At 61.7% G+C, this 25,644-nt stretch carries 22 protein-coding genes; 8 read left to right on the forward strand and 14 right to left on the reverse strand.

Going from position 1 to position 25,644, the window contains the following annotated elements; translation table 11 throughout:
- Positions 1–148 precede the first annotated feature (148 nt).
- The 11 genes from N8H22_RS19130 to N8H22_RS19180 form a co-directional block, all read right to left on the reverse strand.
- Positions 149–1,249, reverse strand: a complete 1,101-nt coding sequence (locus N8H22_RS19130) for a polysaccharide biosynthesis/export family protein (RefSeq protein ID WP_264592074.1) — start codon at positions 1,247–1,249, stop codon at positions 149–151.
- Positions 1,250–1,626: 377 nt separating this feature from the next.
- Positions 1,627–2,394: a WecB/TagA/CpsF family glycosyltransferase gene (locus tag N8H22_RS19135; RefSeq protein WP_264592075.1), complete on the reverse strand. Its 768-nt coding sequence runs from the start codon at positions 2,392–2,394 to the stop codon at positions 1,627–1,629.
- The gene (locus tag N8H22_RS19140; RefSeq protein WP_264592076.1) at positions 2,384–3,262 is read right to left on the reverse strand and encodes a glycosyltransferase family 2 protein; all 879 of its coding nucleotides are present in this window, start codon (positions 3,260–3,262) and stop codon (positions 2,384–2,386) included. Before N8H22_RS19140 ends, N8H22_RS19135 begins: the two co-directional genes overlap by 11 nt.
- Positions 3,222–4,475 carry a hypothetical protein gene (locus N8H22_RS19145; protein ID WP_264592077.1) on the reverse strand — a complete coding sequence of 418 codons (1,254 nt, stop codon included), beginning with the start codon at positions 4,473–4,475 and terminating at the stop codon, positions 3,222–3,224. Before N8H22_RS19145 ends, N8H22_RS19140 begins: the two co-directional genes overlap by 41 nt.
- A 44-nt stretch (positions 4,476–4,519) precedes the next feature.
- On the reverse strand, positions 4,520–5,770 hold the full coding sequence (locus N8H22_RS19150; protein ID WP_264592078.1) for a Coenzyme F420 hydrogenase/dehydrogenase, beta subunit C-terminal domain: 1,251 nt from the start codon (positions 5,768–5,770) through the stop codon (positions 4,520–4,522).
- Between the two features lie 61 nt (positions 5,771–5,831).
- On the reverse strand, positions 5,832–7,061 hold the full coding sequence (locus N8H22_RS19155) for an oligosaccharide flippase family protein (RefSeq protein ID WP_264592079.1): 1,230 nt from the start codon (positions 7,059–7,061) through the stop codon (positions 5,832–5,834).
- A gap of 2 nt (positions 7,062–7,063) precedes the next feature.
- Positions 7,064–8,251, reverse strand: coding sequence for a polysaccharide pyruvyl transferase family protein (locus tag N8H22_RS19160; protein ID WP_264592080.1), 1,188 nt, complete (start codon positions 8,249–8,251; stop codon positions 7,064–7,066).
- Between the two features lie 26 nt (positions 8,252–8,277).
- A complete protein-coding gene (locus tag N8H22_RS19165) occupies positions 8,278–9,354 on the reverse strand; it encodes a glycoside hydrolase family 5 protein (protein WP_264592081.1) in 1,077 nt (358 codons plus the stop codon).
- Between the two features lie 128 nt (positions 9,355–9,482).
- Positions 9,483–11,699: a polysaccharide biosynthesis tyrosine autokinase gene (locus tag N8H22_RS19170; protein WP_264592082.1), complete on the reverse strand. Its 2,217-nt coding sequence runs from the start codon at positions 11,697–11,699 to the stop codon at positions 9,483–9,485.
- A 14-nt stretch (positions 11,700–11,713) separates the two neighbouring features.
- Entirely contained in the window at positions 11,714–12,151 is a 438-nt protein-coding gene (locus N8H22_RS19175; RefSeq protein ID WP_264592083.1) for a low molecular weight protein-tyrosine-phosphatase, read from the reverse strand.
- A 160-nt stretch (positions 12,152–12,311) separates the two neighbouring features.
- Positions 12,312–13,745 carry an undecaprenyl-phosphate glucose phosphotransferase gene (locus tag N8H22_RS19180; RefSeq protein WP_264592084.1) on the reverse strand — a complete coding sequence of 478 codons (1,434 nt, stop codon included), beginning with the start codon at positions 13,743–13,745 and terminating at the stop codon, positions 12,312–12,314.
- Between the two features lie 378 nt (positions 13,746–14,123).
- Here N8H22_RS19180 and yegS point away from each other — a divergent pair, with 378 nt between their 5' ends.
- The 3 genes from yegS to N8H22_RS19195 all read left to right on the forward strand — a co-directional run bounded on the left by yegS (position 14,124) and on the right by N8H22_RS19195 (position 16,908).
- Complete coding sequence (yegS, locus tag N8H22_RS19185; RefSeq protein ID WP_264592085.1) at positions 14,124–15,023, forward strand: lipid kinase YegS; 900 nt, start codon at positions 14,124–14,126, stop codon at positions 15,021–15,023.
- A 104-nt stretch (positions 15,024–15,127) separates the two neighbouring features.
- The gene (locus tag N8H22_RS19190) at positions 15,128–16,060 is read left to right on the forward strand and encodes a chemotaxis protein CheV (protein WP_264592086.1); all 933 of its coding nucleotides are present in this window, start codon (positions 15,128–15,130) and stop codon (positions 16,058–16,060) included.
- Positions 16,061–16,107: 47 nt separating this feature from the next.
- The gene (locus N8H22_RS19195; RefSeq protein WP_264592087.1) at positions 16,108–16,908 is read left to right on the forward strand and encodes an MOSC domain-containing protein; all 801 of its coding nucleotides are present in this window, start codon (positions 16,108–16,110) and stop codon (positions 16,906–16,908) included.
- 40 nt (positions 16,909–16,948) lie between these two features.
- Here the strand turns inward: N8H22_RS19195 and N8H22_RS19200 are convergent, their stop codons facing one another.
- A complete protein-coding gene (locus N8H22_RS19200; RefSeq protein ID WP_264592088.1) occupies positions 16,949–18,871 on the reverse strand; it encodes a transglycosylase SLT domain-containing protein in 1,923 nt (640 codons plus the stop codon).
- A gap of 216 nt (positions 18,872–19,087) precedes the next feature.
- Here N8H22_RS19200 and N8H22_RS19205 point away from each other — a divergent pair, with 216 nt between their 5' ends.
- Entirely contained in the window at positions 19,088–21,001 is a 1,914-nt protein-coding gene (locus N8H22_RS19205; protein ID WP_264592089.1) for an ATP-binding cassette domain-containing protein, read from the forward strand.
- A 181-nt stretch (positions 21,002–21,182) separates the two neighbouring features.
- Positions 21,183–21,875 (forward strand): hypothetical protein, encoded by a 693-nt coding sequence (locus N8H22_RS19210; protein WP_264592090.1) that lies wholly within the window; start codon positions 21,183–21,185, stop codon positions 21,873–21,875.
- A gap of 90 nt (positions 21,876–21,965) precedes the next feature.
- Here the strand turns inward: N8H22_RS19210 and N8H22_RS19215 are convergent, their stop codons facing one another.
- Positions 21,966–22,406 (reverse strand): universal stress protein, encoded by a 441-nt coding sequence (locus tag N8H22_RS19215; protein ID WP_264592091.1) that lies wholly within the window; start codon positions 22,404–22,406, stop codon positions 21,966–21,968.
- 210 nt (positions 22,407–22,616) lie between these two features.
- Between N8H22_RS19215 and N8H22_RS19220 the strand changes: the two genes are divergently transcribed.
- The 3 genes from N8H22_RS19220 to N8H22_RS19230 are packed head-to-tail and all read left to right on the forward strand — an operon-like array spanning position 22,617 to position 24,408.
- Entirely contained in the window at positions 22,617–23,087 is a 471-nt protein-coding gene (locus tag N8H22_RS19220) for an MFS transporter (RefSeq protein WP_264592092.1), read from the forward strand.
- 29 nt (positions 23,088–23,116) lie between these two features.
- A complete protein-coding gene (locus tag N8H22_RS19225; RefSeq protein ID WP_264592093.1) occupies positions 23,117–23,899 on the forward strand; it encodes a class II glutamine amidotransferase in 783 nt (260 codons plus the stop codon).
- Complete coding sequence (locus N8H22_RS19230) at positions 23,893–24,408, forward strand: DUF2937 family protein (RefSeq protein ID WP_264592094.1); 516 nt, start codon at positions 23,893–23,895, stop codon at positions 24,406–24,408. Before N8H22_RS19225 ends, N8H22_RS19230 begins: the two co-directional genes overlap by 7 nt.
- A gap of 43 nt (positions 24,409–24,451) precedes the next feature.
- Here the strand turns inward: N8H22_RS19230 and N8H22_RS19235 are convergent, their stop codons facing one another.
- A complete protein-coding gene (locus N8H22_RS19235) occupies positions 24,452–25,630 on the reverse strand; it encodes a VWA domain-containing protein (RefSeq protein WP_264592095.1) in 1,179 nt (392 codons plus the stop codon).
- Positions 25,631–25,644 lie beyond the last annotated feature (14 nt).

Below are 25,644 nucleotides of genomic sequence, written 5' to 3' on the forward strand. Positions count from 1 at the left end.
GGCGGTGTCAGTCCTGAGGCATTTGAACGTGCCTCATTATGAGGTCGGAAAATGTCTACCGGAGCGGGGGTAGTCCAATTCAACTCCCAGATACAAAAAGGCCACAGCCGAACCTAGTTCGTCTGTGGCCTTCTGCGTTCGTTTTAGTTTATTTGGACAGGTTGTATTCCGCTGCGGCACCGGTTCCAATCACGCTAGCCGATGGGAGCAGCTGGCTGATGAAGCGGTTCCAACGGGTGATGTTGGCCGGCCCGACAAATACCACGTCTTGCGGCTGAAGCGGGAAGTGCTTGGCTAGGGCGAAAGCTGTCGGGGACTTCGCGTTCAGCTGAAACACCTTGGCTGGCTCTTTGGCCATGTCCTCTGCGCCCCGGATTACATACAGAGCTTCACCATCAGCGGTCTCCTGGGCGATCCCTCCGGCGGTGCCGATGGCATCCATCAGATTCATGCTGGTGGCCTTAAAGGACAGCGCTTGAGGCTGATTGACCTCTCCCAGCACATAGATCTTGCGTTGATCGTTGTAGGGCAGGTGCAGCTGGTCGCCATCTTTCAGGTAAACCTGATGCAGCCAGGAGTCCGGACGGTTGAGCGAGTCGACATCGAGCATGTACTCGCGGCCGTCACGCTTCAGCGTCAGCCCGGTAAGGTCGGCTGTTTCAGTGTCGACACCGGCCTGGCCGATGGCCTGGACAATAGTCATCGGAGCGGTGGTTACCGGAACTTCTCCTGCCGTATCGAATGCGCCGGAAATGACTACACGCTGGCTACCAAAACGCAGAATGGAAACGTCGACCTGTGGGCTGTCGATGTAGTTGGTCAGACGGCGAGCGATCGTCGAGCGCAGCTCTTCGATGGTCTTGCCTGCTGCTTCCACATTGCCGATATAGGGGTAGAACAAAGTGCCGTCCGGGCGTACCAGACGTCCGTTGGCGTCAAGTTGCTGCTGCGGTCCGGATGGTGCGGTCAGCTCGGGATGGTCCCATACGGTAATGTAGAGCAGGTCGTTCGGGCCAATGCGGTAAGCGGATGGCTTGAAGTTCAACAGTTCCTGTTTGCTCGACGTACCCATATCGGACGCCAGGTCGCCCTTGAGCATCTCAGGAGTGATGCGTACCAGTTGCACGGTACCGTGCTCGGCCTCGGCGCCTTCCTTGAACTCATCTGGGTCGAGGTATTGGCCCGGCGCGAATACACAGCCCTGGAGGGTCAGGGCGGAGGTGAAGGCAAGTGCGATGAATGGTTTCATGGGTGTGTTCATCCTTGACGGAGTGGTTTTTTTTCAAAGAGTGAGACGGCGTGTTTCACTTTTCTGGGTAAGGCATCGAGTTCGTTCTGCCTATCAAAGAAGACAGCCAAAGTTTTCTCTCCTTATCTGACGTCCTGTTCCCACTCCGCGCGGAGCGGAAAAGGCGTCTTTTCTGTTGATCGCCGAGCCACCTACTTCCTGTCCTGCAAGGCACGAGCGCGATTCCTGCGGTGCTGGGACGATATGTCCTGCCCGCGTCCTCGAACGACATGTCGGATTGCCAGCTTGCCGTTCGCTTCCAGTACGGATAGACCGTCTCGCTTTTACGGGGTTCAAACCAATTTCCGGTCTTTAGCTCCGAATTTTCGATCTTTTAGCTACAAATCCTGATTTATGGGCGCGGCTTTGTGCGTACGGCTATTTTTTTCCCGGCGATAGGCTGGGACGATATAGAGCGCGTCGTGCACGTAACGTTTAACCAGCCGACGCGGCTCGGAAAGCATGCGATGCAGCCATTCGAGTTTGCAGTTCTGCATCCAGCGCGGAGCGCGTTTGATGCTGCCTGTGGCGAAAGAGATCGAGGCACCAATGCAGAAGCCCATGCCGGTCCGCTCATGGCTCTCGATGGAGCTGGCAAGAATCTCCTGGCGGGGTGCACCGACTGCATAAAAGACCAGTTCCGAAGGGTGCTCTCGGACGAACTCGAGGCAGCGTCGGACCTCGTCCGGCTTGTCGATGAAGCCCATTGGCGGGTTGTGGTGGTAGATCGTGATGCCCGGATACAGCGTCTGCAGCTTGGCGCATTCCTCTTTCGATGCACCGATCAGTACGACGCGCAACTGTTCGCGATCAGCCCATTGGAGCAGGTCGACGGTTAGGTCGCTGCCGGGGATGACTTCCTCTACGGCCACCCCCAGCCGATGGAGCAGCGGCATCAGGATTCGGCTATCGCACAGCCGCAGGCGCGCCTTCGAGTAGGCTGCACGCAGGGCAGCATTGCGCTGCAGCTGGGCAAGATGATCCACGTTTGGCGTCACCACGAACGAGTAGGGCTGCTTGACGCCCTCACGGATACAGGCGAGCAGCGCCGCCTTGCTGCCGGTATAGAACGTCACACCGAATGCATGGTTCGTATCACTCGACACTCATCGTTACTCCCTTGAAAGCGCCTTTGATACCCGACCACGCGAGGCCGGGATGGTTGAATTCCTTCATCACTGTGATCGCCGAAAGAAAACATGCTGAGGCCAGCGCGAACGACGGACCGTAGAAGCGCTTGTTGAAGCGGGTTGCCGCGCGGTTTCGGTAGTAGTGGTAGAACGCAGAACGGCCGCCTGAGCTGAGTGATCCGTAGTGAAAGAGGCGGCTCTGCGGCACCACCTGAATGGAAACGCCAAACTTCTTGGCGTGGTACTGCCAGTCCACCTCTTCGGAGTACATGAAGTACGCCTCGTCCATCATCCCGATCCGCTCGAGCAGGGCCGCGGAAAATGCCAGGCTGCAGCCCATCAGGTAGTCGGGCTTCTCCTGCGTTTGTTGCATGGCTTCCAGCGGCTGGTCTTTGCCCAACAGCTTCGCCTTGCCCAGCAACGGGTAGAGCTTGCCGCCGCCGTAGCATTCCAGCCGGCCGGTATCGGCGCTGAGGATCACTGAGCCGACGAACTGCCTGTCGTTCTGCTTCAGTGCCGCCAGAAGCGGGGCGAAGGCATCGGAGTCGACATAGGTGTCGTTGTTGACGATCCAGAAATATTCCGGCTGCAGATTTTCCAGCGCCCAGCGCAGGCCGTAGTTGTTGCCACCCGCGTAGCCATTGTTCTCCGGGTTTGCGAGCACGGTGACATTCTGCATGCCGCGCTCATCGCGCCACTGGTTGAAGGCTGCGAAGGAGCCGTCCTGTGAGTCGTTGTCGATGACTACCACATGGTCGACCGCAGGACAGTGCGCGAGCAGACTCTCCACGCAACTGATGGTTTCAGTAGCAGCTTTGTAGTTGAGAATAAGTGCGACGTTCATGGATTCGTTCCTGACTGCGGAGGTGGCGAGCTTTCAAGGCGTGGATGACAAACAGCATGGCAATGACCGGCTGTCCGTATTCCATCAGGCCGTTGAGCGGCCAGATGACGAAGTACGCGAGCATGACGGGGTAGATGAATGTCATGTCCGGATTGATGTTCTTGGCGATTCGGCGATAGACGAACAGCGTCAGCGGAACCAGCAGGAACGTCAGAAAGCCGAAACGGAACAGCGTGCCGATGATTCCGACGTCAGAAAGGAAGAAGTGTTCCCCGAAATAGGGAATGAATCCGTCCTGCCACATCAGTGACAGCGAGCCACTGGGCAACCAGTTGACGATGTCCAAATGGTTCATGATCGAATTGATGGTGACGGATCGCGCCCCGTCCTCGACGCTTTCCAGCGAACTGTCATAGAACTCGACGTTGAGCCCCAGCACTTCGAGCAGGCTCGGATAGAAGTAGAACGGCGAAAGCAGGATGGCGAGCGAGGCCGCCCAGATGATCGCCTTCGCCCGCAGGCAGAACAGCGTGAAAGCCAGGCACAGCACGATCAGCTGTCGCGTCTGCGTCGCGAACACCAGTGTCAGCAGCAGTAGCGCCGCGAGTACCAAGTAAAACGTCTTGTTGCGCGCGGCACCGCTGATGGGCGATGCCGCTTTGGACCAGATCTGAATGCAGTAGAAATAGCCGAAGCAAATCAGGAAAGGGCCGATAGACGAACGATCCGGGCGATCGTCCGAGCGCACTTCTGGCCGCATGTCGGGAATTACACCGAACTTGAAGCACCAGGAAAGAAAGGCGGCGAACAGCGCTGCATAGATGAAGGCCCGTTCGAACTGCAGTGTGCTGACGCGTTTGGAGAGGAACAGCACAGGGGCGAAGCCCAGGCAGAACAGTACGCGACGTTCCTCGATGAGGCCGTAGACGACGGGCTGCCCGTAGGTGAAGTAGGCGAAGATCGCGGGCAAGACCCAGAACACCACCATGCTGTACAGGCAGTAGTACATGAGGACGCGAAACTCGCGCGAAGACTCCTCTGCCGAGGCCAATATCAGCAGGAAGGCGAAGATCATGCAGACCGCCAGAAACAGCTCGTTCACACCCTTGATGCCGTAGGGATTGTGCGGGCTATCTCCGAACACGGAGAAATGCAGCACGATCACCAGAAACAGCAGGGGAAAAAAGAAGAAGCGCGAAGTGAATGTTGTCATCAACCTGAATCCTTAGGTTTGGGTTCCCTGTCCGCGGTACTGCCTCATGCCGTTTCCAGTGCTCGCCGCTTGATCTTCTTGCGACGCACGAGCAGCCCGGTGAACGCTTTGAAACTCTGGTAGAGGCCGATTTCCTTCATCCCTTTGCCGAGCTCGAAGCCCTTGTAACTGGGCGTCTTGAGCATCAGCAGTTTCATTGCCCACAGCCGCGGCAGGATCGTGGTGCGCCGGTAGTACTGGAACGGCTGGATGGTGAAAATGCTGGCCGTATCGAAAGCCTCCGCTTTGACAACGCCATCGGCCTCCGCGTTGCGAAAGAGTGACCGACCTTTTTCAGTGCGCAGCAGAATCAGCGAGTTGCCTTCGCGTTCCTCGAAGGACGGATAGCCTTTCTCGTCGCCTTCCCAGCCATCGGCGCAGACGATGTCCGCGAACTCGCCGATGCCGTCCGGGCAGATCTTGCAGCGGGTTTGCAGATGCCGATTGAGGACCTTTCCCCAGGAGTCGTTGTAGGTCATGGTGCGGGCGTCGCCGTTCTTCAGCGTCGCCTTGGTCAGTCCCGGCCAGCCGTCGCCGCGATAGCGGAAGGTGGAGACGTCGTCGCGTTGTACGCCGAGCTGATCCAACACCTGTTCGGTGCCGTGCAGGCTCGGCGTGCCGGCGCACATGAAGGACACCACATAGGGGATGTTCTGCTGCAGGCGCGGATCGTGCGCCTGCATCTGGCGAACCGCGGCAACGTCACAGGGTTTGCCGATGAACAGGTACTTCTCGGTGGACATCGCTACCCATTTCAAGGCCTGGGCCGGCGATGCCGGGGCGTAACGCGAGCCCGACGACGCGATGATGTTCTGGCGCGAGCGGCTGATGGTAGCGGTGTTTTCTAGCGGATCGGTTTGCGAGGCCTGAATCTGGATCACCCCGTCGACGAGCTGGCGGTCCAGGCAGTACTGCGCCAGCGCCGAGATGACGCCACCGGACGAGCCGGCCTGACGCACTTCGTTGTCCACTGCGTGGCCTTTGAGCGTGTCGAGAATCTCGCCCCAGATCGGATGATAGTTAGCCGACTTGTAGGGGCGGATATCGAGATTGAGCGCCGGGCAGGATTTGGCGAAGGCGCTGCTGGCCTGCTCGCTGGCGATCGTCTTGCCCTGATAGGCCTTGTTCAGCACCGGGCGGTGGTAGCCGTCGGCGTTCAGCCGGATCTGTACGGCATCGTCCGATGCTACCGAGCTGCACATGCCGCAGCCGCTGCACAGGTCGTTCTTCAGGACGCGATTCAAAAGTGCTTTCATACCAGCCTTCCCTTGAGCTGCGGGCCGCGCCTGGCGCGGACCCGGTGTTGGACGATGCCGGTCATGCGCTGCGCTGCCTGCGGTAGATGTTCAGCACCGCATAACCGTAAATGAGGGTCAGCACCGCCATGCCCAGAGTGGACACCCAAGGTGCTGCTTGTATCCCGTGACTCGGGATGAAAATCCAGTAACAGGCGACCGTGACGACTCCGGAGAAGATGATTCCGAAGGTGCGCAGAAAGCCGGTGCCCATCGCCATCAACTGCACGCCGAGACCGGCAGCGACGAAGCGGGCGGCAGTGAAGCAGGCGAAGGCCAGCCACAGCGTGTTGAGTTCGGCGTAGTCCGCGCCGAGAAAGTGATCGGTGAACAGCGGGCCGATGAAGTAGAACGCCAGGGCGAAAATGAGTCCCATCGCCACGTATTCGCCGAGAATGCGTACGCCATAGCGGAACAGTTCGCGGCTCTGGTTGTGCAACTGGTAGGCGAAGCGCGGGATATGCACGCTGGCCAGCAGCACGCTGAACGGCACCGCGCCCTGCAGCAGGCGCGAGCCGGCGAAGTAGATGCCTGCCGCTTCGCGCCCCGCCAGGTGGTTGACCAGAATGACATCCAGCTGCGCAAAGATGTTGGTCGCGCCGCTGTCTACCGCGAAGCTGGTCGAGCTCTTGAAACGCTCGGCCAGGACTTGCCAGGAATTACGCAGGATGCCGGCCAGGTGGACGATCTTCGCCAGTGCGCGCAGTGCGCCTGCGGCATAGATCAGGCGAGACACGAGGAATGCCAGGCCGATGGCCACCACGTCGTTACGCAGGAAGATGGCCAGTCCGATCAGCACGAAATGGATCAGTGCAGTGACCACCACGATGCGGGTTTCACGCTGGAACTGGCCGATGCTGCGAAATACCGTCAGGCCAAGATCGCCGTAGGACGAGGCGAGCGTGCCAAGCAGAAACAGCACCGAGGCGACGCGTTCGGCGCCGCGGAGATCGAGGATGAAGAGGATCACCGGCAGCAGGATCACGCAGGCCGGCAGCACCAGCAGCGTCTTCGCCGCCAGGCTGGCCGACATGATCTCACCGGCACGCTCGCGCTCGGCACCGATGTCGCGCAGCGCACGCATGCCGAAGCCGTAGTCGGTCACCAGCGCAACGATGGTTGACCAGGTGATGACGATCGAGATGAAGCCGAAATCGCGCGGCCCGAGGGTGCGCGCGAGGATCAGCAAGGTGCCCAGCTGCACGGCGGTGCGCGCCGCGGTGGTTACCCCCATGAGGGCGTGGTCGCGCATGGTTATCTCTGGTACGCCGGCTGGCCCTGGTTCAGCGAAACCAGAACTTGTTCCAGCCCCAGGCTGTACGCGTCGAGCTTGCGGCGGATGATCGCGCCGCTGGCGGCGACTTCCGCCTTCAGCTGTTCACGGTTGTCCAGATGCTCAAGCACGGCTTCCAGCGCGCTGGCGGCGGTCTCGGTCTTCAGATCGACCACGCGGTGATAGTCCAGCGACTGGTAGAGCCCGGAGAACTTGCGGCTATAGGCCAGCGGAACCACCGGCACGCCAGCGGAGAAGGCGCCGATGGTGGCATGCATCCGCGCGCCGACGAAGAAGTCCAGCCCACTGATATAGGACTTCGCCTCGATCGGTCCCTTGAAGCGCGGCGCCAGTTTCAGCTCCGGGTAGCGCTGTTGCAGCTGTTGGGACACGGTGTAATCGTCCTCGGCGGGGAAGCCGATGGGGATCACGTGTGGCACCAGATGCACCTCGTGGCCGCGGGCCAGCAGCGCGCGGATCAGCTCGTCGGTGAGCTGCTTGTAATCGGCACGCAGACCGAACTGGTTGGCGCTGCCCTCATAGCCGCCGTGGTGCAGCAGAGCGGACACGCTGATGCCGACCGCCAGCTTGTTCGGGGCGCGTTCCTGCAGCTGACGCTCGAAGGGCAGGTGGAAGGCGACGTCGATCACCTCGTCCCGGTTCGGGATGCCCAGCTGCTTGAGTACGTCGAACGACTGGTGATCGCGGGCGAACACCATGGTGCTTTTCTTCATCACCCAGGCCGAGGCGCGCGTACCCCAGTCCGACTTGAACGGACCGATGGTCTGCGGCGACAGGATCAGCGGGACGCGCGCGCCCAGTGCCATGCCTTTGCTCACCAGCAGCTTGATCAGCCGCTTGGCTCCATAGATGTCGGAGAAGCTGTCGCCCTCGCCGATATCGAAGATGGCGTCGCACGAGGCGATTGCCCGGTATAGCCCGTGTGGGTTCTTCAGCAGGTTCTTTTCATTGAACTCGATGAATTCGTACTTGAAGCGTTCGGTCGATGGCGGGTAGTCGCAGGGACCGGACGAGCCGATGATCAGAAATTCAGGGGTGATACCGCATTTGCGCGCAGCCTCGTCGATCAGCAGCATGTTGGAGATGCTCAGCGCGCCAACGCCGAGGTTGCCGGAAGAGAACGAGTGCCATAGCAGTCCGAATTTCATGTTGGTAATAACTCCAGAATTGGTCGTCAGGGCTGGCGTGCAGGCGTCGGGCCGATGGCCGTGCATTCGTTGGCGAGGTGCTTGCGCATGATGTCCATCTGCGGACGGTCCTTGCCGTTGCGCGGCTCCACCGCCAGCTTGTAGGTGCCCCAGCCGGGGCCGCCGGCCCAGTACGCGCTGGGGACGCAGTTGTCGTTCAGGTAGGCGAGCAGGTTGTCCATCGCGACCTGCGCCTCGGGAATGTCGTCGGGAATGCCGTACTCGCCGATGAAGCCTTTCTGACCATGCTGCTTGAGCCACTCGATGAACGGCCGGGCGCGTTCGACGCCCACCATCGGGTCGATGTTGCGGCTGGTCTGCGCCATGTATTTGCCGGAGAAATCGGCATCGAAATACAGATGTGCTTCGTAGATGAGCCGGTCCGCCGGGTCCTTGATCAGGAAGTTGGCGTTCACCAGCGGCCAGTGATAGGCGCTCGACCAACGCTCGCCTTCGACAAAGATCAGCGTCTGATCATCCACCCTGCGGATCGCATCGACGGCCGCTTGGGCAGCACCCGGCCACAGGCCGACAGTGCCGTGCGGCTCGTTCATGATGTCGTAGCCATACAGGGCGGGGTGATCCTTGAACCGCTCGGCGAGCTTGCGCCAGACATCGGCATACGCCGCATAGGGCACGCTCGCCGAACCGATCAGCTCGCCGTGGTAGCGCCCATAGTTGTGCATGTCGAGGATCACTTTCTGGCCGTGCTGCATGGCCAGGTCGAGGGTTTTCTTCAGCAGGCGCACCTGATCGAAGTTCAGTCCTTCACCTTGACGGTGCTGGACACGCTCCCAGATGAATGGAAAGCGGATCAGGCGAATGCCCTTGTCGGCGTAGTACTTGAAGTGCTTTTTCTCCGGATAGAAGTAGTTCGTGCCGTTCTTGCCCGGCAGCACATGCGGAGCGAAGCCTGCGCCGGACAGATTGACGCCGATCAGATCCAGCCCGCTGCCCGCATCGGCTGCATCCTGCGCCTGCAGGGCAGGGGCGAGCAGCGCGGCTGCCAGCACTGCGGCTAGTCGTGCCACCCGGGCGGGGCGCTGATGGGGGTGATCGTTCATTGCGTTGCACCTGTCGATCGGCAAAAGAAAGTCCGCTGAGCGTGATGCTCAGAGACGAATGAAAAAAGAAAAGGCGTCGGTGCGAAGGCCAGGGCACTGCAGCCATCGGGGCTGCAGTGCCTGGTCGCTTACTTGTTGCTGCTCACGTACTCGTACTGGTAGTAGCCGTACTCGCCGTAAGTGGACGCCTTGCGCACCACCGCGTTGAAGATCACGCCCTTAACCAGCAGGCCGTTCTGTTCGAGGCGACGCTTGGCGGCTTCGATCTCCTTGATGCCGTTCATCGCGTAGCGGGTGACCATCAGTGTGGTCCCGGCCTGGCTGCCGACCAGCGCCGCGTCAGTGACGGCGAGGATCGGTGGAGTATCGAAGATGACCAGGTCGTACATGCCGCTGACTTCGTTGACGAAGCGCGAGAAGTTCTCGTGCATCAGCAGTTCCGATGGGTTCGGCGGCAACTGCCCGTGGGTGATCACGTGCAGGTTGTTCAGCTGAGTCTTCTGAATGGCATCGAACAGGGTGATGCGGCCGGAGAGGATGTCCGACAGGCCCTTGCCGCCGTCGGCACGCATGACCTTGTGCAGATAGCCCTTGCGCATGTCGGCGTCGATCAGCAGGACTCGCTTGCCTGACTGGGCGATGACTGCCGCGAGGTTGGTGGTGACGAACGACTTGCCGACTGCCGGGCTCGGACCGGTGATCATCAGCACGTTGTTCTTCGCCTCGATCATCGCGAAGTGCAGGCTGGTACGCAGGCTGCGCATGGCCTCGGTAGCGAGATCGGCGGGATCGTTGACGGTCAGCAGATACGAGGCCGTGCTCTTGTCACGCTTGAAGTTGGCCAGGCGTTTTTCCAGGCCGGCCTGCTTCTCGCTGAACGGAATCGCAGCATAGACCGGCGTGCCCGAGCGCTCGATGTCCTCCGGGTTCTCCACGCCACGCTTGAGCGCTTCGCGAACGTAGACGAAGGCGACGGCGAGCAGTCCACCCAGCAGGGTGGCGACGATGACCACCAGCGGCTTGTTCGGCTTGACCGGATTTTCCAGGTCCGCTGCGGCGTGGTCGATGATGCGCACGTTACCTACGGTGCCGGCGCGGATGATGTCCAGCTCCTGGGTCTTGTTCAGCAACATCGAGTAGGTTTCCGAGGAAACCTCGACGTCACGGTTCAGGCGCAGCAGTTCCTGCTGGGTCGACGGCAGGGTGCCAATCTGCTTCTCCAGCTCGGCCTTCTGCGTCTGCAGCTGGTTGATCTGGTTGATCAGCGCCTGGAAGTTCGGGTGCTGGCGCGTGAAGCGGCGCTCCATCTCGGTACGCTTGAGGTTCTGCTCGGAGATCTGCGCTTCCAGATCGACGATGCGGTCCAGTACCGACTGGGTTTCGGCGGTGATGTCGACGGTCTTGGAGCCGGTCTGGTACTTGTTCAGTGCGGTCTGCGCAGCTTCCAGCTGCTTGCGCACAGCCGGCACCTGCTCGTTGAGGAACTCCAGGCTCTGGGTGGCTTCGGCGGCGTTGCGGGCGACGTTCTGCTCTACGTAGCGCTGCGCCACTTCTTCGAGAACGCGCACGGCTTCCTGCGGATCGGTGTCTTCCAGCGTCACGTTGACGATGCCCGACTGCTTGCCGTGCTCCCCGGCGGAGAGACGCTGCTGATAGCTCTCGGTGGTGTTGTACGTGCGGTTCTTGATTACCGTGAAGGTGGTGCCGGGACGGGCGATCAGCTTCTCGACGTTGACGCGGAACTCTTCGGTTTCCACCGGCTCGCCAACGACGCCCTGAACCACGACTTCGTCATCCGGGTCACGCAGGATGAAGCCGTTGTTCTCGGCTGCTTCCAGTACCAGTTCCTCACCGTGCAGCTTGTCCGGTACGTCCAGCTGGGTGATCTTCAGCTCTTCGCCACCCCAGGCGTAGGAATCGAAACCGGCCGGATACCAGCCCAGTTCGCCTTCCTCTTTCGGTTCGAAGCGACGCGCCATGAAGCCGCCGATGATCGGGAAATGATGCGGCTCGATGATGATGTCCAGGTTCAGACTCTGCACCGCGCCACCGACCACCGAGCGCGATTTCAGCAGCGCGATCTCGGTCTGCGCGGGCGACACCGGTGGGTTGGTGTTGACCACGTCGGTCAGGCTGGGCAAGCCGTTCTTTGGTTCGATCTGGATCATGGCGCTGGCGAGATAGACCGGCGTCGACAGCAGCGCATAGGCAATGCCCAGGGCTGCGAAGAAGCCGGTGATGCTCATGATGAGCGCGCGGTTGTTCAGGAACGTGTCAAAGAGGTGGGCCAGGTCGATGTCCTTGTCCTCTTTGGTTTCATAGATTGGGCGGGGCATGGTTGTCATCGAAGTTCCTTCTTCTATCTCAGGTAAGGAAGCCAGCTTTCAACGGATTGCGTCAAAAGAGTGTGTACGTGCTCGTGTGCGGGTTTGGCCTGGCGGTACGGATCTGGAATTTCCAGCTCGTCCTGCCATTTGCCGATAAGGAACGTCTTGCCATGCACTTCCGGCGCGATCTGGCGGATGTGCTGGATATGGCTATGCTCCATTGCAAGGATCAGGTCGGCCTCATGCAGCATGTGGCTGTCGACCTGCCGGGCGCGGTGAGCTGAAAGGTCCAGCCCGTGCTCCTGCAATACTTCGTGGGCGGTCTTATCCATCGGATTACCTACTAATGCACCGATGCCTGCCGAGCTGATCGTCAGGCCCTGTCCGCTAAGTCTGTCTGCCAGCAACGCCTGCGCCGTGGGGCTTCTGCAGATGTTTCCGACACAGACAACCAAGATGTTTTTAAACATGGCGGTTCAGCCTCGCGAGCCGCATGCCGGTCGCATTGCAGCCTGCCTGGGTGAAGCGCAAAGGTGAGATGGTGGCGTGGTTCATTAGTTCCTTCCTGCCGCGCTCGCCGCTGGGCTCGGGCGTTTCCGCCCGTGCCGCTATCCAGTGGCGTGTTCGGAATCAGTAGACGTCTTTGTTGAAAAGCAGCGCGGGCACGGTGCGAAAGAGGATGTAAAGGTCGAACCAGACCGACCATCGCTCGATGTAGTCGAGGTCGAATTCGACGCGTTTCTCGATCTTTTCCAGCGTGTCGGTTTCGCCGCGGTAGCCGTTGATCTGGGCCCAGCCGGTGATGCCGGGTTTCACTCGGTGACGTGCCGAATACTCGGCCACGGCATCCTCGAACAGCACGCCTGCGGCCTTGGTGGCAGTGGCGTGTGGGCGCGGGCCGACCATCGACATGCTGCCGAGGAACACGTTGAGCAGCTGTGGCAGCTCGTCGAGACTGGTCTTGCGGATGAAGCGGCCCACACGGGTGATGCGGTCGTCGTTGCGCGTGGTCTGGCGATCGGCGTTGGCATCGCTCTTCTCGTGGTACATCGAGCGGAACTTGAAGACCTCGATCAGCCGGTTGTTGTAGCCGTAGCGCTTCTGCTTGAAGAGCACCGGACCCGGCGAATCGAGCTTGATCGCCAGCGCGATCAGTAGCATCACCGGCGCCGCCGCGAGCAGCGCCAGGCTGGACAGGACGATGTCTTCCAGGCGCTTGAACATCGGCGACCAGCCACGCAGCGGCAGGTCCGAGGCGATCAGCGTGGGCAGCCCGGCCACTTCGGTGATGCGTTTGTTGGCATGCCGGAAGGCAACCATGTCGGGTACCAGCAGCACGTTCACCGGCAGCTTGCGTAGCTCATTGATCACCTGGCCGATGCGGCTGTCGGCGAACCAGGGCAGGGCAACCAGCACCTGGGTGACCTTTTCCTCGCGGATCATGCGTTCCAGATCGCGGGTGTTGCCAAGCAACGGCAGATTGGCCAGTTCGTTCGGCAGCCGCTCCAGCCGATCATCGATGAAGCCGAGCACGCCGGTGCGGATGTCGCGATTGTGTTGCAGGTATTCCGCGACACGCTGACCGTTCTCGGTGCCGCCGAGAATGACCGCGTTCTGCAGATACATGCCGCGCGCCATCAGGCGACGGAACAACGCCAGCATGGCCAGGCGTTCGGCGCCGAACAGCACGGCGCTGGTGATGAACCAGAACGCCAGGTGCTTGGCATCGAGATAGCTGAACAGTCCCATGCCCTGATGCATGAAGATCAACAGGCTGAACGCGGCAGCCCAGGCCAATAGCATGATGCGAAAGCGCAGCAGTGTGCTGAACACTTCCTCACTGTAGATGCCGACCGACTGGAAGATGATGATGCTCAGAACGCCGAAGAACATCAGGAACGCACTGAAGGTGCCGCCCGCGGCAGGCAGATCCTGCAGGAACATCAGCAGCAGGAAGCCCGGCAAGATGGCCGTCAGACCATGAATCAGGCGAACGCTGGCGAGGAAATAATCGACGAAACTGGGATGAGCGTACTCAAGGGTTCCCACGGACTGTAAACGCATTACAAGGCTCCTTCCTCAGCTACAACTGCTGTTCATTTGCTCGAATCGAATCGCCGCGGTACGCGCAACCTGATGGCAGGCGGCTATCGCAACCTCATTTAGGACAATGGCTCCGACCGTCCCCCGAGAAATGAGTTCATTGGTGGCAGCGGTGGTGACGGAAATCTGTAGAAATTCCGCTCTGTCATGTAACTGACTGATTTTTAAGGTGTGTCGTGAATCTGACGGCCAGCATGGCAAACGCTGGACCTGCCTCGACGACCGACCAATGGCACTTCCTATCGAAGTTTTGGATTAATCCTGAGAGGTGTCTGGAGGCGACAACTTCCATCACAGATGCGGGTCTGATCTGCCAGAACCGCAAAGAAGGAAGCGTTGATGAGCCAGCCCAGGGCCGTGCTGATCCTGCACGGCAAACAGTCCCTCAACGATGAGGTGCGCTCGGCCGTCGAGCAGCAACGGGAACTCGGCTGGGACCTGTCGGTGCGCGTCACCTGGGAGCCGGGCGATGCCGAGCGCCTGGTCCATGAAGCCCTCGCTGCCGGCCACACGCGGCTGATCGCAGGAGGTGGCGACGGCACGTTGCGCGAGGTGGCCGAGGCAATGCTGCAGCAGCGCGCCGAGGCCAGCCTGACGCTGATGCCGTTGGGTACCGCCAACGATTTTGCCCGTGCCGCCGGAATTCCCCTGCAACCGTTCGAAGCGTTGGCGCTGCTCGACGAACCGGCGGTAGCGATAGATGTGGGCGAAATGAATGGGCGCGTCTTCATCAACATGGCTACGGGGGGCTTCGGCTCGAAGGTGACGGCCAATACTTCCGAGGATCTCAAGCGCGTGCTCGGTGGTGGCGCCTACCTGTTGACCGGGCTGACGCGCTTCGCCGAGATCCACTCGGCATACGGCCGCTTCAGCGGTCCGGATTTCGAGTGGGAGGGCGATTTCCTCGCGCTGGGCATCGGTAACGGTCGCCAGGCTGGCGGCGGGCAGCTGCTCTGCCCGCAGGCGCAGGTCGACGACGGTTTGCTGGATGTCTGTATCGTGCCGGCGCCGGAGGATGCGGTGGGTACGCTGGGTACGTTGCTCAGCGGTGGGCTGCTTGGCGTCGAGGCCGTTGCGGTCAATGCGCGAGTGGCCTGGCTGGAGGTCGAGGCACCGGAACCGATCGATATCAATCTGGATGGCGAGCCGGTAGCGCAGGCGCATCTGCACTTCAGCGTCCGGCCGCGGGCGTTGCGTATGCATTTGCCGCCCGAATCGCCGTTGCTACAGCGCAACTGACGCGCCCGCGCTCGGCTGCGGCGAGAAAAAGCTGCACGGCGATATCAAGCGCAATGGAATGTGGCCGATATCTCAATATCCAGACCTCTTCCAAGGAGCCCGCAATGGCCGGCATTCTCGATTCAGTCGATCAACGCACCCGGTTGGTGGGGCAGAATCGCCTGGAAATTCTCATGTTCCGGCTTTCGGGCCGGCAGAAGTTCGCCATCAACGTGTTCAAGGTGCAGGAAGTCGTCCAGTTGCCGAAGATGACCCTGATGCCGCACCGGCACAACTCGGTGTGCGGGGTGGTGAATCTTCGCGGGCAGACCCTGCCGGTGATCGATCTGTCGCGCGCCATCGGCTTGCGCCCGCTGGTGCCGGATGAGCGCAGCACCATCATCGTCACCGAATACAACCGCACCATTCAGGCATTCCTGGTGGGTGGCGTGGATCGCATCCTCAACCTCAACTGGGAAGAGGTGCTGCCCCCGCCGAGCACCGCCGGTCGCCAGCATTACCTCACCGCGATCACCAAGGTCGAGAACGAGCTGGTGGAGGTCATCGACGTCGAGAAGGTGCTGGCGGAGATCGTTCCCTACAACACCAGCATCTCCGCCGACCGCCTGGCTGACCCGATTCTCGAGCGCGCGCGCGGCCGCGAAGTGCTGTGCGTCGACGACTCCAGCGTCGCTCTGGCGCAACTGCGCGACACGCTCACCCAGCTTGGCCTGAAGATTCACACCGCCAGCGATGGCCTCAAGGGGCTGAACCAGCTCAAGGCCTGGGCCGATGCCGGTGAAGTGCTCACCGACAAGTTGCTGATGGTCTTCACCGATGCCGAGATGCCGGAGATGGACGGTTATCGCTTGACCACCGAAATCCGCCATGACCCGCGTCTGCGCGATCTTTACGTGGTACTGCATACCTCGCTGTCGGGCAGCTTCAACCAGGCGATGGTGGAGAAGGTCGGCTGTGACAATTTCCTCTCCAAGTTCCAGCCGGAGAAACTGGTCGACGTCATCCGCGAGCGTCTGCAGCGCGACGAACAGGGCTGACGCGCTCTGCTATGCTGCTGCGCTTTTCGGCTCGCCGGAGGCGCAGCGTGCATCTGTCCTCGCTCTACCGTTTTCCCCTCAAGTCGGCTGCCGGCGAAGCGCTGCAGCAGGCGCACAGCGATGCGCTCGGACTCGTCGGTGATCGCCGCTGGATGGTAGTGGACGCCGAGAGCGGGCGCTTCCTGACCCAGCGCGTGCTGCCGCGCATGGCCCTGCTGCGCGCGCATTGGCTGGGTGATTCGGCTTTGCAGCTCGAAGCGCCTGGAATGCCGACCCTGACTGTGACAGTGCCGACCGCCGGCGAGTTGCGCGGCGTGCTGATCTGGCGCAACAGCACGCGCGTACCGGATGCCGGCGATGCCGCCGCGGTATGGCTCAGCCGGTTTCTCGAGCGGGCCTGCCGGCTGGTCTATCTGCCTGCGCAATGCGGTATCCAGATCGATCAGGACTATGCCGCGACGGGTGAGCGCACCGCCTTCAGCGACGGTTTTCCGTTTCTGCTGATCGGTCAGGCCTCACTGGATGATCTCTGCGCGCGGATTGGCAGGTCGCTGGAAATGCTGCGTTTTCGCCCGAATCTGGTGATCGCTGGCGCCGCGCCCTATGCCGAAGACAGCTGGAAGCGTATTCGTATCGGTGAGCTGACGTTCCGGGTGGTGAAGCCTTGTTCGCGCTGTGTCATTCCGACCATCGATCCGCAGACGGCCGAGCGCGGCGCGGACCGCGAACCGCTGACCACGCTGCTGAACTATCGCAAGGGCGAGGGTGGGGTGTTCTTTGGCCAGAATCTGATCGCCGAGGCGACCGGAACGCTGGCGGTGGGCATGCCGGTAGAAATTCTCGAGTGAGCAGGGCGGAGCGGCTAAGCGGCCGCTCGTCTAGCCAGTCCTACTGGTTCTCGAAATAGCGCTCGTGCCACTCCACCAGCGGTTGCGGGGCGTTGAGCTTCTGTCCGTAGATCACCGAGTAGGTGAGTACGTTCTGCACGTACTGGCGCGTCTCGTCGAACGGAATGTTCTCAACCCAGACGTCGAACGACAGGTGCTCGGCGTTGCGCAGCCATTGCCGAACGCGCCCAGGGCCGGCGTTGTAGGCGGCGGAGGCGAGTATGCGATTGCCGTTGAACTGCCCGTAGATCTGGCTGAGATAGGCCGCACCCAGCTGGATGTTGACGTTCGGATTGAGCACCTGCTGGGGTGAGGACAGCGGAATACCGAAGCGCCGCGCCGTTTCCTTCGCGGTGGCCGGCATCAGCTGCATGAGGCCAGTGGCGCCGACATGCGAGCGGGCGTCGGCCATGAAGGCACTCTCCTGGCGGGTGATGGCGAAGACCCAGCTCGGATGGATTTCCCGTGCCTTCGCCGCATTGACCAGCGTGCTGCGGTGCGCCATCGGGAAGCGGATGTCAAGGTCATCCCAGTACTGCGCCTGGCTGATGCTGCGGATCGCCGGGAAGTACCAGCCCATCTCATAAGCCAGCCGGGCCTGTGCCACCAGCTCATCGCGGCTGAACAGGCGGCTGACGTGATACCACTCGCGGCGGCCGTCGACGATCTGTCCGCGGGCATGAAACTCCAGCGCACGACGGATGCCCGCGGTGTTGCGCACCTTCTGTACCAGCTTTGGCGGTAGCGCCAGGGGCTGGTGATTGAGCTTGTACGGTGCCTGGATGCGGTCGGCGGAGAGGAAACCGTAGAAATCGCGTTCGGCGGCGACCGGCTGATACAGTGATATGGCCTGCTTGCTCTTCGGTTTTGCCAGTTCCAGGCTGCGTGCCTGCCAGTAGCGCCAGCGGTTGCTCTTGGCCAGCTCGTCCGGGAAGCGCTGGGTCAGCGCATAGGCGTCGTTCCAGCGCCCCAGGCGCAGCAGCAGGCGGGCACGCCATTCGCTGACGGTGTTGTCGCGCAGTTCGGGGTCGTAGTCGGCCATCACCTGCAGCGCGCGGCTGTCGAAGCGCTTGGCGAGGGTCAGACCGATCTGCCGGGCAATCGCGACCTTCTCTTCGGCCGAGAAGGCGTGGCGGCGCGCGTAGCCGTCGAGCAGCTTCAGCGCCTTTTCCGGATCCTGCCGGGCGAGGCGACGCAACCCGATTGAGACCACATCGGCCATCGCCGGGTGACTGCTGCCGAAACGCTCGGTCTGGCTCAGCATCCCGGGTTTCTGCGCCACCTCGACGATCAGTTCGCCATAGCCCCGCAGGCTCGACAGGCTCTTGCTCAGATAGCTGGCGAGTCCGTAGTTGCCAGCCTCTACCGCGAGCTTGATGCGTTTCCAGCGGCGCTCCTCGGTGAGCTTGCCCTTCGCCGCCCATTGCTCGAACAGGACATCGCAGGCTTCCGGCTGGGATTTTCCAACCAGCCAGAGGCGTTCGGCGGTGGCATCGCCTTCGGGCAGGCCTCGACCGAGCTGATACTGGCCGAACAGACAGTCCAGTTCGGTGAAATTCAGCTTCGGATCGTAGTAGTTGAGGAAAGTCTGCCAGTCACCGCGGGCCGCCAGCCAGCGTAGCCAGCGCAGTTTCATCCAGCTGATCTGCGGCAGATCGCCGTGTTCGGCAAGGAACTTCTCGATCTCCTGATTGCTCGCGCTCTTCAGGCGAGCGGTCAGCTCCTCATAGGCGAGATAGGGCTCCAGCGGATAGTCGCGCAGGGCACTGGCATAGCGACGATAGGGCGCGCTGTCGCCCTTGGCCAGGGCGCGCTTGGCTTCATCGTAGTACTGGCGCTGCTGAGTGAGAGTGGCGGCAGAGACGTCAACGGCTAAAGCAGAAAACAACAGGCAGAACAGCAAGCTGGAGAGTCGACCGCGCATGAGACTTCCGGGAAGAGATGAGGCATGGATCACGGCCGCTAGCTTAGCCTGCCGAGTCGGTCAGTTAAATGCGCTTTGGACGGACGCCCCGAACAAATTTCCACTTCCGACGAATGCCGTGCCAAAGCCTCTGCGTTCGGGCTGAGCGGGCGGCGGTAAACCCGGCTCGAGGCCCGGTATCTGCTAGAATGCGCGCCCTGTTTTTCGGAGGTAGTCATGACCCTGCTCAAGTTCACCGATGTATCCCTGGCCTACGGCACGACGCCGCTGCTGGATGGCGTGTCCTGGCAGATCGCGCGGGGTGAGCGGGTCTGCATCATCGGCCGCAACGGCACGGGCAAGTCCAGCATGCTGCGCCTGGTGAAGGGCGATCGCATTGCCGACGACGGCGAAATCTGGCGGGCGCCGGGACTGAAGATCGGCGAACTGCCGCAGGAGTTGCCGCGCGCCGATGAGCGTACGGTGTTCGATGTCGTTGCCGAGGGGCTGGAAGGCGTCGGCGAACTACTGGCCGAGTACCACCACCTCAGCATGAACATTCAGGATCAGGACGATCTCGACAAGCTGATGCATGTGCAACAGGCGCTGGAAGCCAAGGATGGCTGGCGCCTGCAGCAGCTGGTCGAGAGCACGCTAAGCCGCCTGCAGTTGCCGGCCGATCGCACCCTGGCCGAGCTTTCCGGTGGCTGGCGCCGGCGTGTGCTGCTGGCGCAGGCGCTGGTGTCCGAACCGGACCTGTTACTGCTCGACGAGCCGACCAACCATCTGGATATCGGTGCCATCGCCTGGCTGGAAGAGGCGTTGACCGGTTTCAATGGCGCGGTGTTGTTCATCACCCACGACCGGGCGTTTCTGCAGAACCTGGCGACGCGCATCCTCGAACTGGATCGCGGCAGGCTGATCGACTGGAATGGTGATTACGCCAGCTTCCTCGTGCACAAGGAGCAGCAGCTCGCTGCCGAGGAAACCGCCAATGCGCTGTTCGACAAGAAGCTGGCCCAGGAAGAAGTCTGGATTCGTCAGGGCATCAAGGCCCGCCGGACTCGTAACGAGGGCCGCGTGCGCGAGCTCAAGGCCTTGCGTGTTGAGCGCAGCGAACGCCGCGAGCGGCAAGGCAAGGCGACTTTCCAGCTGGAAAGTGCAGACAAGTCCGGCAAGCAGGTGATCGTCGCCGAGCACGTCGGCTTTGCTCACCCGGGCGGTGAACCGCTGATCCGTGATTTTTCCATGGTCGTCCAGCGCGGCGACCGTATCGGTCTGCTGGGTGCCAACGGCACCGGCAAGACCACCCTGCTCAAGCTGCTGCTGGGCGAACTGCAGCCGACCAGTGGCAGCATCGAGATCGGTACCAAGCTGGAAGTGGCGTATTTCGACCAATTGCGTCACCAGCTGGAGCTGGAGAAGACGGTGATCGACAACCTCGCCGAGGGTCGTGAATTCATCACCATCGACGGCCAGAATCGCCACGTCCTGAGCTATCTGGGCGACTTCCTGTTCAGCCCCCAGCGTGCCCGCACGCCAGTCAAGGCGCTGTCCGGCGGCGAGCGGGCACGGCTTTTGCTCGCCAAGCTGTTCAGTAAGCCAGCCAATCTGCTGGTGCTGGACGAGCCGACCAACGACCTCGATGTGGAAACTCTGGAGTTGCTGGAAGAGGTGTTGCTGGGCTTCCCCGGTACGGTACTGATGGTCAGCCACGACCGCGCGTTTCTCGACAACGTCGTCACTAGCACCCTGGTGTTCCAGGGTAACGGTGAAGTGCGTGAGTACGTCGGCGGCTATCAGGACTGGTTGCGTCAGGGAGGCTCGCCGCGGCTGCTGGGCGCGGGCGAGAGCGCCGAGCAGAAGGACAAGGGCAAGAGCGCGCCGAGTCCCGCGCCTACCGCGCAGCCTGTCGCCGAGCCGGCGCCGGTCAAGAAGAAGCTCAGCTACAAGCTGCAACGTGAGCTTGAAGCGTTGCCGGGCAAGATCGATGCGGCGGAGCAAGCGATCGAGGCCTTGCAGAAGGAGGTGTCCGATCCGGCCTTCTATCAGCAGGCGGCTACGGTGACCGGCGCAGCCCTCGAGCGTCTCGAGGCGCTGCAGAAAGAGCTCGACGAGCTGCTGGAGCGTTGGGCCGAACTGGAGGAGTGATGGCGTGTGGCGCTGGTCGTCCGGCCAGCGTTCTCCACCGGTAGGGGCTCGCGAGCGCGTTGGTTGGTGCTTGAAGATGTCCGTAGCGCTTCGATGCGAAGCCCCATGAGGTGGGTCAATACCACCGGGGCGTTGGCTGGTTAAGTTCGCTTCGGTTTGCAGTCACGACGATGGAGCATAGATGGCTATTGAATACCGCATCACCCTGGATGATGAACACGATTTCAGTTACCGGATCGAACTGGATCGTGGTTATGACAAGGAAGTCGCTGCTCAGGCTCCAAAGTGGACACGCCTTGAACACCAGCGTTGCAGCAACTGCCCGCTGAGTCAGAACGACTTCAGCCATTGTCCGGCTGCCGTGGATCTGCATCGGGTCATCGAGGACTTCCAGGGACTCCCGGCGATCCAGAAGGCACTGGTCTGGGTGCGCACGCCGGAGCGGGAATACACCAAGCTGGTCGGGCTGGAGGAGGGGCTGCGGGCACTGCTCGGTGTGATCATGGCCACCAGTGCCTGCCCGGTGCTCGGTCGGCTCAAGCCGATGGCCCAGCAGCATCTGCCGTTCGCCAGCAATCGCGAGTTCGTGCTGCGTGCGGTGTCGCTGTACCTGGCGCGCCAGTATTTCAACCTGCGCGAGGGGCGTCATGCGGACTGGGAACTCCGTGGGCTGGTGCGGTCGTTCCAGCAGTTGCAGCTGGTCAATCAGGCTTTCTGGCAGCGTATCCACGACACCTGCGAAGGTGACTGCAACCTCAAGGCGTTCCTGACCTTCTTTTCCATGGCGTCGAGCCTGACCTATTCGCTGGAAACCCAGTTGCAGAAAATCCGCCCGCTGGTGATGAGTGCCGGTGACGGAATAGAGGCGCTCTAAGCGCGAACGCAGCCTGCAGGATACAAGCAGGCTGCGTTACACGCGTTGACTCGGCCAGCCCGCGCGTAACGCGTCCAAGCAGTTTGCCGCTTATTCGGGCTTCTTCAACCGCACCGCGAGCACGTCGCAGGGCGCACCATGGAGAATGTCGTTGGCTGTCGAGCCCAGCAGCAGGGCCAGACCGTGACGACCATGACTGCCGACCACGATCAGGTCGCAGCCTTGCTCCTGAGCCAGGCGATGCACCTCCTGACGTGGCTGGCCATAAGCGAGGTGGCGCTGCTCCGGGGTCAGGCTCGGATAGACATCGGCGAAGCCGGCCATCCGCTCGCGGGCCTGATCGAACTGCTGCTGTTGCAGCATCGACAGGTCCATCGGCACATCGCCGCCGAAGGCCATCGCCATCGGCTCAATGATATGCACCAGCGTCAGCTTGGCACCGGTGGTCGTGGCTAGTGCCTGGGCGCGTGCGACTACCGGGTGGCATTCGTCGGTCAGATCGACGGCGACCAGAATGTGCTGGTAGGGCATGATGACTCCTCCTGAGCGGGTCGGCCTGGACAAGCTTGTCGCGCCGACGGGGTGGTTTTTGATAAACCCTGCGTTATGCGGGTTTATACGGCGTTGCCGGCGGCTTCGCCAGTGTCCCGTTGCCGCCGACACCTGCTGGCACGATGGCGGGCTGTTATCATGCACGGCCGCGCCTGCCGAGCCGTTGCGCTGGCTTACCGAGAGATTCCTATGTTGATGCTAGACACCGATTACTCACTTGCCTGGGCCGTCTACGGTGTGGCGGCGCTGGGCTGCCTGCTGGTCTGGTTTCGTGCCACACGCTGGATGTGGCGTTGGCTGCGTGAGCCGCTGCGGCTGGTGGCGGCGGTGCTGTTGCTGACGCCGACCATCGTCGACCCGGCAAAGGAACTCTTCGCCCCTGCAGTGGCCATTACCGCGATGGACCTGTTGCTCAAGGTGGGCAACAACGCTTGGCGTGCCGTCGCCGACCTCGCACTGTACGGGCTGATTGCCTTCGTGCTCTATCTGCTGCTGGTGGCGGTGCGCTGGCCGATCGAGCAACGTCTCAAACGTGGCCGGGCCGCAGCGGCCGCTACTCAGGACGAGGATCCGCGCACCCTGAGCGAGCGGATGGCCGACGAGGATGATGACTATTTTCCGCAGCCGGGACGCCAGATGCGTACCGAGCCGCGTTTGTAACCTTCCGCACAGCCAGGGGAAGCCAACGTATGTGCGAATTGCTCGGCATGAGCGCCAATGTTCCCACCGATATCGTTTTCAGCTTCACCGGACTGATGCAGCGTGGTGGCAAGACCGGTCCGCACAAGGATGGCTGGGGCATCGCCTTCTATGAGGGGCACGGCCTGCGGCTGTTCCAGGACCCGGTGGCCAGTTGCGAGTCGGAAGTGGCGAAGATGGTCCAGCAGTACCTGATCAAGAGCGAGGTGGTGATCGGCCATATTCGCCATGCCAACGTCGGCAAGGTGGCGCTGGTGAACACCCATCCGTTCATGCGCGAGCTCTGGGGGCAGTACTGGTGCTTTGCGCATAACGGGCAACTGGCCGAGTTCATTCCCCCCAAGGGGTTCTATCGCGCGGTCGGCGACACCGACAGCGAAGCCGCATTCTGCGATCTGCTGAATCGGATTCGCTCCGACTTTCCGGAAAGGGTGGAGGCCGAAGCGCTACTGCCGACGCTGCTGGCCGCCTGTCGGCACTATCGCAGCAAGGGCGTATTCAACTGCCTGCTGAGCAACGGTGAATGGCTGTTCAGCTTCTGCACCACCAAGCTGGCGCAGATCACCCGACGTGCGCCTTTTGGTCCTGCGCAGCTCAAGGACGCCGAGTTGACGGTGGATTTCCAGGCGGAGACCACGCCCAGGGACGTGGTCACCGTGCTGGCAACCGAGCCGTTGACCGACAACGAGTCCTGGACCATCCATGAAACCGGGCAGTGGAGTCTGTGGCGCCATGGAGAATGCGTCGCCCAGGGCCGGGAAGGCACATGCTGAGAAGTTATCTGCGGCTGGCCCTGTTCGCCCTCGGCTTGCTGGTGGGTGTGCAGGTGCCGGGGTTCATCGATGCGTATGGGCAGCGCGTCGAGGCTCATCGGCAGGAAGCGCAGCGCGGACTGCAGGGGTTTCGCGACACGGCGCAGCGATTTTTCGAGGGCGATCTGGACGCGCTGGTGGCGCATTACCGGGCCAGTGACGATGCGGTGATCCAGAGCGATGCGCGCAGTCTGGAGGCACTGGTGCAGCGTGTACGGTTGCTGGAACGTGAGTGGCAGGCCATGCAGCAACCCTGGTACGTGCGCAGCTGGCACGTACTGTTCGGCGCCGATGCCGAGCTGCGTCAGGAGACCGTCGCCGGCTACCGCTATCAGGTGCTGCTGGCGCCCGAGGCGATTGCCTGGGGGCTGAGCTGTGCGCTGCTGCTGGCCTGGCTGGTGGAAAGCCTGCTGCTCGCCCTCAGCTATCCGTTTCGCTCGAAGCGCCGGCGCTCGCGGATTTATCGCTGAGCGGTCGAACACACGTCAGGACGCACCACGCGTCCTGGCTCGATCATTTGGCGAGGAATTTCATGCCTTCTTCCAGCCCGCTCAGGGTCAGCGGATACATCCGATCCTCCACCAGCTCGCGGATGATGCCGGTTGAGGTGGTGTAGCCCCAGGTGTCCTTGGGGTAGGGGTTGATCCAAATGAGCTTCTTGTACTTCTCCATGAAGCGCTGCATCCACACGTAGCCGGCTTCCTCGTTCCAGTGTTCGACACTGCCGCCGGGTTGGGTGACCTCGTAGGGCGCCATCGCCGCGTCGCCGACGAACACGACTTTGTAGTCGGCGCCGTATTTGTGCAGCACATCCAGCGTCGAAGTGCGCTCCGAAGTGCGGCGGAAGTTGTTCTTCCACACCGACTCGTAGATGAAGTTGTGGAAGTAGAAGTACTCCAGGTGCTTGAACTCGGTTTTGCAGGCCGAGAACAGCTCTTCGCAGACCTTCACGTGGGCGTCCATCGAGCCGCCGATGTCGAACAGGATCAGCAGCTTCACTGCATTGCGCCGTTCCGGGCGCATCTGGATGTTGAGCAGACCGGCATCGCGGGCGGTGTGGTCGATGGTGCCGTCGATGTCCAACTCGTCCGCCGCACCCTGGCGGGCGAACTTGCGCAGACGGCGCAGGGCGATCTTGATGTTGCGCGTGCCCAGTTCGACCTGATCGTCGAGGTTCTTGTACTCGCGCTGGTCCCAGACCTTCACCGCGCGGCCCTGGCGCTTGCCGGCATCGCCGATGCGGATGCCTTCCGGGTTGTAGCCACCGGAGCCGAACGGGCTGGTGCCGCCTGTGCCGATCCACTTGTTGCCGCCGGCGTGGCGTTCCTTCTGTTCCTCGAGGCGCTTCTTGAACTCCTCGATCAGCTTGTCCAGGCCGCCGAGCGACTGGATCTGTGCGCGCTCCTCGTCGGTCAGGCTGCGCTCGAATTCCTTGCGCAGCCAGTCTTCCGGAATCAGCGCTTCCAGATGCTGGTCGAGGCTCTGCAGGCCGTTGAAGTAGGCGCCGAAGGCCCGGTCGAATTTGTCGAAGTGGCGCTCGTCCTTGACCATCACGGTGCGCGCGAGGAAGTAGAACTCGTCCATGTCGGCGAACACCACGCGGTGTTTGAGGGCGTCGATCAGATCGAGCAGTTCACGTACCGAGACGGGAACCTTGGCGGCACGCATTTCGTTGAACAGGCCAAGCAGCATGGCAGAACCTCAGG

The organism is Stutzerimonas sp. S1, assembly GCF_025966695.1.
GTDB lineage: Bacteria > Pseudomonadota > Gammaproteobacteria > Pseudomonadales > Pseudomonadaceae > Stutzerimonas.

Bases quoted from the DNA above. Each gene is read 5' to 3' on its own strand.
- N8H22_RS19130 (WP_264592074.1), bottom strand. From the start codon at position 1,249: ATGAAACCATTCATCGCACTTGCCTTCACCTCCGCCCTGACCCTCCAG.
- N8H22_RS19140 (WP_264592076.1), bottom strand. From the start codon at position 3,262: ATGAACGTCGCACTTATTCTCAACTACAAAGCTGCTACTGAAACCATC.
- N8H22_RS19145 (WP_264592077.1), bottom strand. From the start codon at position 4,475: ATGACAACATTCACTTCGCGCTTCTTCTTTTTTCCCCTGCTGTTTCTG.
- N8H22_RS19150 (WP_264592078.1), bottom strand. From the start codon at position 5,770: ATGAAAGCACTTTTGAATCGCGTCCTGAAGAACGACCTGTGCAGCGGC.
- N8H22_RS19155 (WP_264592079.1), bottom strand. From the start codon at position 7,061: ATGCGCGACCACGCCCTCATGGGGGTAACCACCGCGGCGCGCACCGCC.
- N8H22_RS19160 (WP_264592080.1), bottom strand. From the start codon at position 8,251: ATGAAATTCGGACTGCTATGGCACTCGTTCTCTTCCGGCAACCTCGGC.
- N8H22_RS19165 (WP_264592081.1), bottom strand. From the start codon at position 9,354: ATGAACGATCACCCCCATCAGCGCCCCGCCCGGGTGGCACGACTAGCC.
- N8H22_RS19170 (WP_264592082.1), bottom strand. From the start codon at position 11,699: ATGACAACCATGCCCCGCCCAATCTATGAAACCAAAGAGGACAAGGAC.
- N8H22_RS19175 (WP_264592083.1), bottom strand. From the start codon at position 12,151: ATGTTTAAAAACATCTTGGTTGTCTGTGTCGGAAACATCTGCAGAAGC.
- N8H22_RS19180 (WP_264592084.1), bottom strand. From the start codon at position 13,745: ATGCGTTTACAGTCCGTGGGAACCCTTGAGTACGCTCATCCCAGTTTC.
- yegS (WP_264592085.1), top strand. From the start codon at position 14,124: ATGAGCCAGCCCAGGGCCGTGCTGATCCTGCACGGCAAACAGTCCCTC.
- N8H22_RS19190 (WP_264592086.1), top strand. From the start codon at position 15,128: ATGGCCGGCATTCTCGATTCAGTCGATCAACGCACCCGGTTGGTGGGG.
- N8H22_RS19200 (WP_264592088.1), bottom strand. From the start codon at position 18,871: ATGCGCGGTCGACTCTCCAGCTTGCTGTTCTGCCTGTTGTTTTCTGCT.
- N8H22_RS19205 (WP_264592089.1), top strand. From the start codon at position 19,088: ATGACCCTGCTCAAGTTCACCGATGTATCCCTGGCCTACGGCACGACG.
- N8H22_RS19210 (WP_264592090.1), top strand. From the start codon at position 21,183: ATGGCTATTGAATACCGCATCACCCTGGATGATGAACACGATTTCAGT.
- N8H22_RS19215 (WP_264592091.1), bottom strand. From the start codon at position 22,406: ATGCCCTACCAGCACATTCTGGTCGCCGTCGATCTGACCGACGAATGC.
- N8H22_RS19220 (WP_264592092.1), top strand. From the start codon at position 22,617: ATGTTGATGCTAGACACCGATTACTCACTTGCCTGGGCCGTCTACGGT.
- N8H22_RS19225 (WP_264592093.1), top strand. From the start codon at position 23,117: ATGTGCGAATTGCTCGGCATGAGCGCCAATGTTCCCACCGATATCGTT.
- N8H22_RS19230 (WP_264592094.1), top strand. From the start codon at position 23,893: ATGCTGAGAAGTTATCTGCGGCTGGCCCTGTTCGCCCTCGGCTTGCTG.
- N8H22_RS19235 (WP_264592095.1), bottom strand. From the start codon at position 25,630: ATGCTGCTTGGCCTGTTCAACGAAATGCGTGCCGCCAAGGTTCCCGTC.